Here is a 12,666-nt window from a genome sequence, read left to right as displayed (position 1 = left end):
TTCTCAGTGCTCTCGTTCCTAGTGCTCTCGTTCTCAGTGCTCTCGGGGATTTTCGTCGTCGGGACCTTCGTCTTTGAGGTCTTCGTCTTTGAGGTCCGCCAGCACGTCCTCGAGTAGACCGAAGCGCTCGTCCCAGAGGTGCCGGTAGCTGGCGGCCCAGTCGTGGATGGGTTTCAGGGCCAGCGGATTCAGCCGGTAAACGCGCTGCCGGCCGTCGTGGCGCACCTCCACCGCGCCCACTTCCCGCAGGACGCGCAGGTGCCGTGACACATGCGGCTGGGCCAGCCCCAGAAGGTCCACCAACTCGCCCACCGGACGCTCACCGTGGACGAGAGCGTCCAGGATTTCCCGGCGGCGCGGCTCGGCCACCGCGTTGAAGGTGTCCGCCGTTGTTGCTGCCCGTGCCATGCGGCAATTGTATATCCATATAGATATGTGTTGGAAGGCCTCTTGGGTTCGACGCCCGGAAGGTCTAACGTCACCCACAGGAGAGTGTCCAAAGGAGGCGCGGCCGTGACCATCATCGACAACGCGGTGTACGTGAACGGCGTACGCACCGCAGACCCCGAGGACCTCGACGAGACCTACTTCCTGCTCCGGCAGCGCGAGGGGATGGCCTGGATCGGGCTCTACCGGCCGGATGCTGACGAACTCCGCTCCGTGGCCGAGGAATTCGACCTCAGCCACCTCGCCGTTGAAGACGCGCTCGCCGGCCACCAGCGCGCCAAACTCGAACACTACGGTGAAGACCTCTTCCTGGTGCTCCGGCCCGCACGCTACCTGGACGACGTCGAAAAGGTGGACTTCGGTGAGATCCACGTCTTTGTGGGCTCCGACTACGTGGTCACCGTCCGTCACGCAGAGTCCCCGGACCTCGCCAGGGTCAGGCGCCGGATGGAAGGCATGCCCGACTTCCTCGCCCTCGGCCCGGACGCTGTGCTTTACGGCATCCTGGACCAGGTGGTGGACGAGTACGAACCGGTGGCGGCCGGGCTGGAAAACGACATCGACGAGATCGAGGACGACCTCTTCGGCGCCGACCCGGACGTCTCACGCCGCATCTACGAGCTCTCCCGGCAGGTCATCACCTTCCAGCGCGCCACCAGCCCGCTCGCCGGCATCCTGCAGGCCCTTATGGCGGGCACCCCGGGACGGGACAAGGAACCGGAACTCCAGGACCACTACCGCGACGTGCTGGACCACATCATCCGCCTCAACGAACGCGTGGCCGCCTTCCGCGCCCTGCTGCAGAACGCGCTCGCCGTGAACGCCGCCCTGGTGGCCCAGCGGCAGAACGACGAGATGAAGAACCTCACCGAGTCCAGTTACCGGCAGAACGAGGAGGTCAAACGCATTTCGTCGTGGGCGGCCATCCTGTTCGCGCCCACGCTGGTGGCATCCATCTACGGTATGAATTTCCGTGTCATGCCCGAGCTCGACTGGCCCTTCGGCTACCCCTATGCCCTGGGCCTGATGCTTGCCATGGGCGTTGTCCTCTACCTCACCTTCAAACACAACAAGTGGATCTAGGCGCACCTCCCTGCCTGTCCGCGTGGTGGTCAGCACCCCTAGTGTTGCCCTGCTGAGAACTCGAGTACTGACTACTCGTGCGGCCTTCCCCTCCGCCGCCTAGCGTTTGTGGAGGATCCTCCGGGATGTCAGGCACTGCGTTTGATGGGGGTCACGTCATGAGTTTCGAGCTACCCGTGCGCCGGCCGCGGATCCAGGCTGCGGCCCGCCGTGCCGTGTCCGTGGTCCGCGCGCTCGCGGAATCCCTCCTTGAAGATCTGCCGGGTGGGGCGCCCCCCACCCATTTCAGGACATGACCCAGGACGACGCCAACGCCCTGCCGCTCCTGGACCCGGCCGCGTTGGACAGGCTCCGTGACGAACTCGATGACGACGAAGGCGTCTGGAAGGTCTTCGTTCGGAATTTCATCGCGCAGTTGCCGCAGCGGACCGAAAAACTGCGCCTGGCCCTGACCACCGGCGACCTCCCCGGCAGCCTCGATGCAGTGCTGAGCCTGAAGACCTCGAGCCAGATGGTGGGCGCCGAACGCCTTGCGCAATTTGCCTTGGGGCTGGAGCGGCTGGTTCGAACCGAGGGCCGCCAGGGTGCACCGGAGGACGTGCTGCCCCGGCTGGCAGCGGCCCACCTCAAAACGATCATGAAGTGCGGCCGGCAGACCTCGGATCTGCTGCAGCGGTACCTCGATTCGGCCCCGGGCAGGAAGTAGGCCGCTGCCGGCTTCCGGCTCCTGGCTTCCGGATCCCGGCTCCTGCGCTCGGGACTTGTCAGGGGGCGCTTGTACAGTAAACGCATGCCTTCCTCGGTCCCGCGCGCACAGCCGCCCTCACTTCCATCGTCTGTGTCATGGTCACTGCAGTTTCCGCTGCCGGCCGTCGAGGAGCTGCTCGCCTCCGCGCACGTGGTGAGCCTGCCGATGCGGGTGAAGTTCCGCGGCATCACGCTGCGCGAGACCCTTCTGCTGCAGGGACCCGTTGGCTGGGCTGAGTTCTGCCCGTTCCCCGAATATGACGACGCCGAGGCCTCCCGCTGGCTGGCTGCCGCCATCGAAGCCGGCTGGCAGGGATTCCCCGCGCCGGTCCGGCGGGTCATTCCAGTCAACGCCACCGTTCCCGCCGTCTCCGCGGACCGGGTGCCCGAAGTTCTGGCCCGTTTCGGCCGGGTTGATGCCGTCAAGATCAAAGTGGCCGAACGCGGGCAGGCGTTCGACGACGACGCCGCCCGGGTTGCCGCCGTCCGCGCCGCCCTTCCCGACGCCGCCATCCGCGTCGACGCCAACGGCGGCTGGGACGTGCCCGCCGCGGTCGAGGCACTGACCCGGCTCGCCGACGTCGGGCTTGAATACGCTGAGCAGCCCGTGCCCTCCATCGAGGGGCTGGCGGAGGTGCGGCGCCGGTTGCGGGACGCCGGGACGCCGGTGCTGATCGCCGCCGACGAAAGTGTGCGGAAGGAATCCGACCCCCTGCGCGTGGCGCGCGCCGGCGCCGCCGATCTGCTGGTGGTGAAGGTCGCACCGCTCGGGGGAGTGCGCCGCGCCCTGGACATCGTGGCACAGGCCGGGCTGCCCGCCGTCGTCAGTTCCGCGCTGGACACGTCGGTGGGCATCCGCGCTGGCCTGGCCCTGGCGGCCTCGCTGCCGGAGTTGCCGTACGCATGCGGGCTGGGGACAGTCTCACTGTTCACCTCTGACATCACCCTGGATCCGCTGGTGGCCGACGACGGCGCCATCCGGGTCCGCGACGTCGCCGCCGATTCCGGGCTGCTTTCGCGCTATGCCGCCCCCGCCGACCGCCGCGACTGGTGGCTGGACCGCCTCCGCCGAGTCCACGCCACCCTCGCTGCAACCCCCTAGCCCCCTGACGCCCCCTGCAACGCTCTCTCACTTAACGCGGGTTTTTGGGCAACGCTTCCTCACTTAACGTGGGTTTTTGGGCAACGCTCTCGCAGTTTCTGCAGGTCATCAGCGGTTAACCGTAACTTCACCTGGCTGACGGCTGCGGGTCGGAACCGGCTGGCAGGGTGAGCGGGACCCGATCGTCCTATTGGAGGCATAACCTTGTCTGAAACGACAAACCGCAAGTTCAACCTGCTGCCCATGCTTGGCCACACGAAGGGTAAGCGCAGTGCCGTCACCTGCGCCCTGAAGTGCGACAACGCCTGCGCCAGCGATGTCTGCAACACCAGCTCGAACAGTTACTTCCGCGACATTGCGTCCGCCACCATGTCCCGCCGCGCCGCCCTGGGCTTCGGCGCCGCCGGTGCGCTCGCCGTCGTACTCGGCAGCGCCGTTACCTCGGCCGAACCCGCATCCGCCGCCGGCCTGTCCAAGGCCGCAAAGGAAGGCTTCAGCAGCTCGAAGCTGAAGTTCACGCCGATCGCATCCATCGATGCCGCGGTCGACGCCGTCACCGTCCCCGAAGGCTTCACCTGGCAGCCGGTGATCCGCTGGGGCGACCCCATCTTCAACGGCACGCCTGAGTTCGATCTGAACAACCAGACGGCCGCCGCGCAGGAGAAGCAGTTCGGTTACAACAACGACTACTCTTCCATCATCGAAATCCCTGACACCAAGGGCCGGCGCGCGCTGCTGTTCGCGAACCATGAATACACCAACGAGAACATCATGTTCCCGGCCACCATGCCCGCTGCGGACGTCCGCGCTGTCGGCCAGGCCGCACACGGCCTCAGCGTGGTCGAGCTGGAGCGCAAGAACACCACCAAGCCGTGGAACTACGTCAAGGGCGCGCCCCTGAACCGCCGCTACCTGAACAACACCGTCTACGAGCTGACCGGGCCGGTGGCCGGCTCCGCGCTGGTCAAGACCGTGGCGGACCCCAGCGGCAGCAAGATCAAGGGCACCCTGGGCAACTGTGCCGGCGGCACCACACCGTGGGGCACCATCCTCTCGGGCGAGGAAAACTTCAACGGCTACTTCGTGTCCCCGGGCGTATCCGCCGAGGACAAGCGCTACGGCCTGAGCTCGAAGGCGACGGCCCGCAAGTGGGAGCTGGACGACCCCCGCTTCGACACCCGGAACGCCGGCTACGAGAATGAAGCCAACCGCTTCGGCTACATCGTGGAAGTTGACCCGTTTGATCCCACCTCCACACCCAAGAAGCACTCCGCGCTGGGCCGCTTCAAGCACGAGGGCGCCAACGTGATCATCGCCGAATCCGGCCATGTTGTGGCGTACTCCGGTGACGACGAGCGCTTTGACTACCTCTACAAGTTCGTGTCCAAGGACAAGTACCGGGAGGGCGACCGCAAGCACAACATGACGCTGCTCTCCGCCGGCAACCTGTACGTGGCCAAATTCACCGGAAGCTCCCCGGCCGCCGAGATTGACGGCAAGGGCACGGTTCCGGCCGACGGCGGCTTCGACGGCACCGGCGAGTGGCTGCCCCTGGTTGTGGATGGCGCGTCCGCCGTCCCCGGCATGTCCGTGGATCAGGTCCTGGTTTACACCCGTCTCGCCGCCGACAAGGTGGGCCCCACCAAGATGGACCGCTGCGAGGATGTGGAGCCGAGCCTCCTGACCGGCAAGGTCTACGTGGCCTGCACCAACAACTCGGACCGCGGCAAGGTGGGCAAGGAAGGCGCCACCGAGATCAACCCTCGCAACGAAAACCGCGACGGACACATCGTGGAAATCACCGAGACGGGCGATCAGACCTCCACCAAGTTCACGTGGAACCTGCTCATGGTCTGTGGCGATCCGGCCCAGGGCGACGTCACCTACTTCTCCGGCTTCCCGGTGGACCAGGTCTCGCCCATCTCCTGCCCGGACAACCTCGCATTCGACTCCGTGGGCAACCTCTGGATCTCCACCGACGGCGCGCCGTCGGCCATCCAGAGGGCCGACGGCCTCTTCAAGGTCACCCTCGACGGCGCCGAGCGCGGCAAAGTGGAACAGTTCCTCGCCGTCCCGCGTGAAGCCGAAACCTGCGGCCCCATCGTGCACGACGACGAGCGGACCGTCTTCGTTTCCGTGCAGCACCCGGGCGAAGATGGATCGTTCGCTGCCCAGCGCTCCTTCTTCCCGGACTACGTTGCTGAAGGTGCGACGCCGGCACGCGGCCAGGTGCGCGCGCCCCGCCCGTCCGTGATCCAGGTGTTCCGCGGCTAGCCCTCCCGCGACGCACCCCTCCCGGTGGGACGCACCCCTCCCGGTGGGACGCTCTCTCACTTAATGCGGGTTTTTGACCAACGCTCTATCACTTACCTCTGCTGCGGCGGAGGGCAGTGATAGAGCGTTTGGTTTAAAGCGACATTAAGTGAGAGAGCGTCCGGGGGTGGCAGACTGGTTCGGTGACTTCGCTGAATGACCCCGCCCCGGACGCCTCCCATGTTGACGACGCAGATTCCCCGGAGGCCGCGCCTTCGCTGACGTCGCTCGAGGCGGCCAGGATCGCCGTCGGGGCATTGGTCGACGACGGTGTGGAGTACGTGGTGGTCTCGCCGGGGTCGCGCTCGGCACCCATGGCGTATGCGCTGGCCGAAGCGTCCGCGGCGGGGCAGGTGGAGCTGCTGGTCCGGATCGACGAGCGGTCCGCCGGCTTCACAGCGCTCGGACTTGCCCTGTCCACCGGCTCCCCGGCGGCCGTCCTCACGACGTCCGGGACCGCCGTCGGGAATCTCATGCCGGCCGTGATGGAGGCGAACCACGCGGCGGTCCCGCTGGTGGTGCTGTCCGCCGACCGGCCCGAGGAACTGCTGGGTACCGGCGCCAACCAGACCACCATCCAGCTGGACCTGTTCGGCGAGCACGTCCGGTTCGCGGCTGACGTCCCTGCCGGCAGCAGCCCGCTCCGGGCCGTGGAAACAGCCATTTCCGCCGCCACCGGCGCGTTCTCCGACCTCGCTCCCGGCCCGGTCCAGCTGAACCTGTCCTTCCGCGACCCGCTGGTGCCTCGGCCGGGGGAGCAGCTTCCGACGGCGGCCGGGCGGTCCAAATTCCGCGTCGCCACCGAGCCGCTCACCATGAACCTGCCGCCCGCCGCCTCCTCCCTCGGGGAGCGCCGTACCGTGGTGCTGGCGGGGCACGACGCCGGTCCGGTGGCCGAAGCGTTCGCCCGCGCCCACGGCCTGCCGCTGCTGGCGGAGCCGTCCTCCAACGCCCGTTTCGGGCCGAACGCCGTGGGCCCGTACCGGCTGCTGCTGTCCCACTTCGGACCGGACGCGGCGCAGCCCATCGAGCGCGTGGTGCTCTTCGGCCGGCCCACGCTGTCCCGGCCGGTTTCTGCGCTGCTGGCCCGGGCCGACGTGCCGTCCGCCCTGTACCAGCCGGTTCCGGTGGCCTGGTACGAGCCCGGCCGGCGCACCGAACTGCCTTTGGAAAGCCTGGCCGACCTCGCAGATTTTGCGGGACGCGGCCCGTCCGACTGGCTGGACACCTGGCTGCTGGCGGGGTCGGCCGCGCAGCACGCCCTCGACGGGGTTCTGGCTGGTGAACACGCTGCGCTCGGCCCGGCCACGGGCGCGTTGGTCTGGGCCCAGTCCCGCGGGCAGTTGGTGCTGGGCTCCTCGAACGGCATCCGCGACGTCGATCTCGCCGGCCTGCCCGCCGCGGAACCCGCGGCCACGGTCTACGCCAACCGCGGCCTCGCCGGGATCGACGGCACCATCTCCACCGCCACCGGAATCGCACTCGGCGGCCGCCAGCGAACCACCCTTTTGCTCGGCGACGTGACTTTCCTGCACGACGCCGGCGGCCTGCTTCTCGGCCCGGGCGAGGCGGTGCCCGACCTGCGGATCGTGGTGCTCAACGACGCCGGCGGGGCGATTTTTGACCTCCTCGAGCACGGCGCGGTGCGCGAAGCGGGCGGCTACCCGGACGCCGTCGAACGCCTCTTCAGCACCCCGCACGCAGTGGACATTGCGGCACTCGCCGCAGCGTACGGCGTCGGGCACTGCTCGGTCAGTACGACGGCGGGCCTGGCCGAAGCGCTTGCCGCGCCCCTCAAAGGCCGCAGCATCGTGGAGGTCCGGACGGACCGGGTGGGCCTGCGGGACCTGCATGCCCGGATCCGGGCCGCCGTATCTGCAGCGGTGACGGGCGTTCTCGGCGGCTAGCTCGCGACTCCCGGCCTACTCTTCGATCTCGATGTGGGTCGGATCCAGGACGCGGCGAAGGAATTCCTTGGTGCGGGCCTGGGTGGGAGCGGAAATGACCTGCTCGGCCACGCCTTCCTCAACCACCACGCCGCCATCCATGAACACCACACGGTCCGCCACTTCGCGGGCAAAGCCCATCTCGTGCGTGACCACCAGCATGGTCATGCCTTCCTTGGCCAGGTTCCGCATGACCGAGAGGACATCGCCCACGGTCTCGGGGTCCAGCGCGGAGGTGGGCTCATCGAAGAGCATCAGCTCCGGGTCCATGCTCAGCGCGCGGGCAATCGCCACACGCTGCTGCTGGCCGCCGGACAGCTGGTCCGGGAAACGGTCGGCCAGGTGGCCCAGTCCCACGCGCTCCAGGTTGTGCTTGGCCACCTTGTTGGCCTCTTCCTGGGAACGCTTCAGGACCTTGGTCTGGGCGATGGTGCAGTTCGCCGTGGCGTTCAGGTGCGGGAACAGGTTGAACTGCTGGAACACCATGCCCACCTTGCGGCGCATCTTATCGATGTCCACGTCGGGGTCAGTGGCTTCGAAGCCGCCCACGTGAATGGCGCCCTCATTGGGCTGTTCCAGGAGGTTGACGCAGCGCAGGAGCGTGGACTTGCCGGAGCCGGAGGGCCCGATCAGGCACACCACCTCGCCCGGCGCCACGTTCAGGCTGATGCCTTTGAGGACCTCGTTGGACCCATAGGATTTGCGCAGGTCTTTGATGGAAACCCCGGCTGCATGGATGGTGCTGGTGCTGCCGGAGGAGGAATTTACGACGTCGTTCATGGCTTCCCTGCCTATCGCTTGGTCCGCGCGGAGCGGCTTTCGAACTTCCGGGCCAGGAGGCTCAGCGGGATGGTGATGACCAGGTAGAAGGCGCCCGCCACCAGGAGCGGCGTGAGGCCGGCACCGAGGCTGGAGATGCCGTCGCGGCCGAACTTGGTCAGTTCATACTGGGAGGCGGTCAGGCCCAGGACGTAGATCAGCGAGGAGTCCTTAGTCAGCAGGATGACCTCGTTGGTCAGCGGCGGGAGCACAATTTTGAACGCCTGCGGAATGACGATGGAAACCATCGCCCGCCACTGGGGCATGCCGAGCGACCGGGCAGCTTCCAGCTGGCCCTTCGGCACCGCCTGCAGGCCGGCGCGGAGGGTTTCAGCGATATATGCCGACGCGACCATACCCAGCGAGATCATGACGATCAGGGTCACGTTCCACTGGACGCCGAACGCCAGCGGAACACCGTAGCCGAAGGCAATGAACACCAGCAGCGCCGGCACGCCGCGGAAGAACTCGATGTAACCGGTGGCGATCCAGCGGTACAGCGGGAAGCTGGAGAGCTTCATCAGGGCCAGCAGCAGGCCGCCCGAGAGGCCCACCACAAAGCCCAGGAACGTGTAAATCAGGGTGTTTTTGAGGCCCACCAGGAAGATGTCCGGGAACATCGGGCCGATCTTGCCGAAGTTGAAAACGCTGGTGCCGATGGTCTTCCAGTCGGTGGCCAGGACCAGCGCGGCCACGGCCACAACAAAGATGCCAATCTGGACATACAGGCTCACTCTGGCCCGTTGACGTGCGGTCATTGCCATAGGGTGCTCACATTCATTTGCGTGGCTGAGGCCCCGGACGGGCTGCGGTGCAGCTCATCAGGGGCCCCAGCGGCGTAGTTCTCAGGTCTGTGAAGGTCTCTGTCCGAGAACTTTACTTGGCGGCTTCGCCGAACCAGGTGGTTTGGAACTTCTTCAGCGTGCCGTCATCCGTCAGGCGCTTCAGGGTTCCGTTGACCTTGTCCGCCATGGCAGTGTTGCCCTTCTTGATGGCGATGCCCAGCTTCTCGCCCGTGGCGTAGTTCTCGACGCGCTTGAACTTGGGATCGTCCTTGATGGCGTAGCCGAGGACCGACTGGTTGCCCAGGGCGGCGTCAATGGTGCCGGCCTGGAGGGCCTGGACAAGGAGGCCGCTGTCCTCGAACTGCTGTGCGTCGATGCCCTTTTCTGACGCGTACTTGGCGCCGGTGGTGGCCTGCTGGACGCCGACCTTCTTGCCCTTGGCGCTGTTGATGTCCGTGATTCCGGACGCCGTGGTGGCGGCCAGCGTGAGGTCGTCATCCATGTACGGGTTGGAGAAGTCCATCACGGACTTGCGGACGTCCGTGATGGAAACCGAAGAGATGGAGACGTCGCAGCCGGTCAGGGCGGTTCCGGTCTCGATGGCTTCGAAGGAGCTGTCCACGATGCTCAGTTCGGCGTTGAGGTCCTTGGCGACTTCCTTGGCGATGTCCACGTCGAAGCCGACGATCTGGCCGTCCTTCTGGAATTCGAACGGTTCGTAGGGGACGTCGGAGCAGACAGTGAGCTTGCCGGCGTTGATGAGCTGGACGCCGCCCTCCGAGGCTGCCGGGGCGGAGGTGCCGCCGCAGGCAGTGAGGGTGAGGGCGCCGGCGGCGAGGATTGCTGCTGCCTTGGCGGCGATTTTGGCCTGGGCCAGGGACTTGAGCTGCATGTTTATTAACCTTTTGTTGCAGGGGTATGCGGTACTAAATCGGTTCATAGTGTATCGCCGAATGAGAGATGTGCATCACACGAAACTAAGTTTTACTATTGGATAACTATTTCGGAGCCCAGTGCAAGCGTCCCAAGCGGGCGGGTGTCCGGAATCCCGGACCCCCCGCCCAAGTAGGTAGCGCTAAGTGTCGTTTTGAGCCCCCAAAACGACACTTAGCGCTACCTAGTTGGCGATGCCCAGCGACTCCAGCATGGGCCGGAATTTCGCCCACGTCTCGGCCAGTTCGGCCTCCGGCAGCGAGCCGTCAACAATTCCACAGCCGGCATATAACCTCACGGTATGCGGGTCCTCGATGACCGCCCCGCGCAGCGCGATGCCCCATTCACCGTTGCCGGCCGCATCCAGCCAGCCCACCGGGCCCGCATACGGTCCGCGGTCCAGATGCTCCAGCTTGCGGATCAGCGCCCCGGCTACCTCCGTGGGGGTGCCGCAGACCGCGGCCGTCGGATGCAGCGCGTTGATCAGCGCAAGGGAGGTGGGCACGTGGCCCTCCACCTCGGTGAGCTCGGCTTTCACGTCCGAGGCCAGATGCCAGACGTTGGGCAGTTCAAGGATGAAGGGTTCGTCGTGGGCGTTCATGGCCTCGGAAAACGGCGCCAGTTGCGAGGTCAGCGACTGGATCGCGATCTCGTGTTCGTGCCGCTGCTTCTCCGAGCCGGCCAGCACACGCTCGGCGTACTCCATCGGAAGTCCGTCCTCGCCGTGCGCGTCACGGCGGTCCAGCGTGCCGGCCAAAACACGCGCCTGGGCGGTGCGGCCCTCCACCTGAATCAGCATCTCCGGCGTTGCGCCCACCAGCCCGTCCACCCCGTACGTCCAGCATTCCCGGTAGCGGACGGCGAGTTCACGCAGCACCTTTGCCGCGTTCACGCCCGACGGAACGGTGGCCACAATGTCGCGCGCCAGCACCAGCTTCTCCAGCGCCCCGGTGCGGATTTCCGCCACTCCGGCCGTCACGGCGGCCATCCAGTCTTCCTCGCTCAGCGACCCTGTATGCATGGTGGCCCCGGCAGCCAGCGGCACAGGACGGACGACGGCGCCACCCGCCGGTGCGGGGACCTCGCCGGGGGTGCCGCCCGCCGCAGCGGGGGCGGGGGCGGTGCTGCCACCACTGAGCCAGCGGTCCAGGGCGGCGAGGGCGCCCTCCCTGGTGAGTTCGCCGTCGTCGAGGGTTAACTGCGTGAGCCAGTACTGGCCGTCGCGGACGCCCACCACGATCTCCGGAACGATCAGGCGCGATTCGTGGGCGGACTTTTTGGAGAAGGCGAAGGAGCCGAAGGCGACCGGGCCGGTGCCCGGCAGGACAACCGAGTCGGTGATATCTGCCTCGAGGACGAGGTGGCGCCACCAGATGTCGGCCTCGAGGAAGCGCTCCGGGCCGGTTGCGGTGAAACGGGTGATCTCGCCGAAGCCCACGAGGCCGGCTTCGCGGCGGGTCCAGCAGAGGACATCGTCCCGGACCAGGAACTGCGGAAGGCCGCCGGCAGACGCGTTGCCATCCAGGGGGACCGTGAGGGTGCGGAACGTGCTCGTCATGATGAGACAACAGTACTCTGGCGGCCGATGCGGGCTGTGTCGGCCCTGCCGGAACGCCCTGGACCCGGTCCCAAGCCGGCCCTGGACCCGGCTCGGGGGAGCCTCGGCCCTCAGACCCGGGCCGGCCTGCCCGTCCGGCGTTCCGGCACGGCAGGGGCCGAGAACAGCTCCGGCCGCGACGCGCGCATGCTCCGGACATCATCCAGAATGAAGCGCAGGTGACTGCGCAGGCAATCCTGAGCGGCCGGCAGGTCCCCGGCCAGGAGCGCGTCAAGCACCTGACGGTGGTCTGCAGCGTATTCCGTGATGCCGCGGTAGCCGCTCAGTCCCAGGTAGCGGGCGCGGTCCAGATGGCCCTTGGCGTTGGAGACGGTGGCCCACGCTGTTTCATGGCCGGCAAGGGCAAGCAGGGTGCGGTGGAAGTCCTCGTCCAGCGGATAGAACTCCTCGCGGCTGGTGCACGCGTCCTGCCTGTCCAGCAGTTCGTAGAGCGCGGCGGCGGCATCGGGCGTGATTTTGTTGGCGCAGTCAGCCAGCGACGCTACCTCGATGGCTTCGCGGATGAACTGGGCCTGGGCCACCGTATCGGGGTCCAGATAAGTCACGTACGTGCCGCTCTGCGGGCGGATCTCCACCAGCCCTTCCTGCGCGATCAGCATCAGCGCCTCGCGGATCGGCTGGCGGCTGGTGCCCAGGTGGTGGGCAAGCTCGTTCTCGGAGAGAAGGGTGCCGGGCGCATCCTCGCCGGAGATGATGCGCTCACGGATCTGCGCATACGCCATCATCCTGGCAGAGATGCGCGGGGTGCTGTCGGTGGCGGCCATGCCTCAACATTAGCCGGGCTGACGGGCTACGGCGCCTTCAGTCCGGAGCCCCCGAAGGCTGCCAGACACCTCTTGACACACTGGTATGGCAGTGCTTGAATGGCAGTCG

At 66.8% G+C, this 12,666-nt stretch carries 11 protein-coding genes; 5 read left to right on the top strand and 6 right to left on the bottom strand.

Going from position 1 to position 12,666, the window contains the following annotated elements:
* Nucleotides 1–33: 33 nt before the first annotated feature.
* Complete coding sequence (locus SBP01_RS15075) at nt 34–408, bottom strand: metalloregulator ArsR/SmtB family transcription factor (protein ID WP_320536307.1); 375 nt, start codon at nt 406–408, stop codon at nt 34–36.
* Between the two features lie 105 nt (nt 409–513).
* Here SBP01_RS15075 and SBP01_RS15070 point away from each other — a divergent pair, with 105 nt between their 5' ends.
* The 5 genes from SBP01_RS15070 to menD all read left to right on the top strand — a co-directional run bounded on the left by SBP01_RS15070 (nt 514) and on the right by menD (nt 7,599).
* Nucleotides 514–1,530 (top strand): magnesium and cobalt transport protein CorA, encoded by a 1,017-nt coding sequence (locus tag SBP01_RS15070; protein WP_275213464.1) that lies wholly within the window; start codon nt 514–516, stop codon nt 1,528–1,530.
* Nucleotides 1,531–1,822: 292 nt separating this feature from the next.
* On the top strand, nt 1,823–2,236 hold the full coding sequence (locus SBP01_RS15065; RefSeq protein ID WP_275213465.1) for an Hpt domain-containing protein: 414 nt from the start codon (nt 1,823–1,825) through the stop codon (nt 2,234–2,236).
* A gap of 207 nt (nt 2,237–2,443) precedes the next feature.
* Complete coding sequence (locus SBP01_RS15060) at nt 2,444–3,379, top strand: o-succinylbenzoate synthase (RefSeq protein WP_320538365.1); 936 nt, start codon at nt 2,444–2,446, stop codon at nt 3,377–3,379.
* 204 nt (nt 3,380–3,583) lie between these two features.
* Nucleotides 3,584–5,653: a PhoX family phosphatase gene (locus SBP01_RS15055; RefSeq protein ID WP_320536306.1), complete on the top strand. Its 2,070-nt coding sequence runs from the start codon at nt 3,584–3,586 to the stop codon at nt 5,651–5,653.
* A 182-nt stretch (nt 5,654–5,835) separates the two neighbouring features.
* Nucleotides 5,836–7,599, top strand: coding sequence for a 2-succinyl-5-enolpyruvyl-6-hydroxy-3-cyclohexene-1-carboxylic-acid synthase (gene menD / locus SBP01_RS15050; protein WP_414004234.1), 1,764 nt, complete (start codon nt 5,836–5,838; stop codon nt 7,597–7,599).
* 15 nt (nt 7,600–7,614) lie between these two features.
* Here the strand turns inward: menD and SBP01_RS15045 are convergent, their stop codons facing one another.
* From SBP01_RS15045 to SBP01_RS15025, 5 genes are all read right to left on the bottom strand, one after another.
* The gene (locus SBP01_RS15045) at nt 7,615–8,418 is read right to left on the bottom strand and encodes an amino acid ABC transporter ATP-binding protein (RefSeq protein WP_320536305.1); all 804 of its coding nucleotides are present in this window, start codon (nt 8,416–8,418) and stop codon (nt 7,615–7,617) included.
* An 11-nt stretch (nt 8,419–8,429) separates the two neighbouring features.
* Nucleotides 8,430–9,221 (bottom strand): amino acid ABC transporter permease, encoded by a 792-nt coding sequence (locus SBP01_RS15040; protein ID WP_275212098.1) that lies wholly within the window; start codon nt 9,219–9,221, stop codon nt 8,430–8,432.
* Nucleotides 9,222–9,333: 112 nt separating this feature from the next.
* Nucleotides 9,334–10,134 carry an ABC transporter substrate-binding protein gene (locus SBP01_RS15035; RefSeq protein WP_275212099.1) on the bottom strand — a complete coding sequence of 267 codons (801 nt, stop codon included), beginning with the start codon at nt 10,132–10,134 and terminating at the stop codon, nt 9,334–9,336.
* Nucleotides 10,135–10,359: 225 nt separating this feature from the next.
* Nucleotides 10,360–11,733: an isochorismate synthase gene (locus SBP01_RS15030; protein ID WP_320536304.1), complete on the bottom strand. Its 1,374-nt coding sequence runs from the start codon at nt 11,731–11,733 to the stop codon at nt 10,360–10,362.
* Between the two features lie 110 nt (nt 11,734–11,843).
* On the bottom strand, nt 11,844–12,557 hold the full coding sequence (locus tag SBP01_RS15025) for a GntR family transcriptional regulator (protein ID WP_275212101.1): 714 nt from the start codon (nt 12,555–12,557) through the stop codon (nt 11,844–11,846).
* Nucleotides 12,558–12,666 lie beyond the last annotated feature (109 nt).

Source organism: Pseudarthrobacter sp. IC2-21 (assembly GCF_034048115.1).
GTDB classification, from domain to species: Bacteria; Actinomycetota; Actinomycetes; order Actinomycetales; family Micrococcaceae; genus Arthrobacter; species Arthrobacter naphthalenicus.
This window is presented reverse-complemented; position numbering and strand designations above follow the sequence as displayed.

Bases quoted from the DNA above. Each gene is read 5' to 3' on its own strand.
- SBP01_RS15075 (WP_320536307.1), bottom strand. From the start codon at position 408: ATGGCACGGGCAGCAACAACGGCGGACACCTTCAACGCGGTGGCCGAG.
- SBP01_RS15065 (WP_275213465.1), top strand. From the start codon at position 1,823: ATGACCCAGGACGACGCCAACGCCCTGCCGCTCCTGGACCCGGCCGCG.
- SBP01_RS15060 (WP_320538365.1), top strand. From the start codon at position 2,444: ATGCGGGTGAAGTTCCGCGGCATCACGCTGCGCGAGACCCTTCTGCTG.
- SBP01_RS15045 (WP_320536305.1), bottom strand. From the start codon at position 8,418: ATGAACGACGTCGTAAATTCCTCCTCCGGCAGCACCAGCACCATCCAT.
- SBP01_RS15040 (WP_275212098.1), bottom strand. From the start codon at position 9,221: ATGGCAATGACCGCACGTCAACGGGCCAGAGTGAGCCTGTATGTCCAG.
- SBP01_RS15035 (WP_275212099.1), bottom strand. From the start codon at position 10,134: ATGCAGCTCAAGTCCCTGGCCCAGGCCAAAATCGCCGCCAAGGCAGCA.
- SBP01_RS15030 (WP_320536304.1), bottom strand. From the start codon at position 11,733: ATGACGAGCACGTTCCGCACCCTCACGGTCCCCCTGGATGGCAACGCG.
- SBP01_RS15025 (WP_275212101.1), bottom strand. From the start codon at position 12,557: ATGGCCGCCACCGACAGCACCCCGCGCATCTCTGCCAGGATGATGGCG.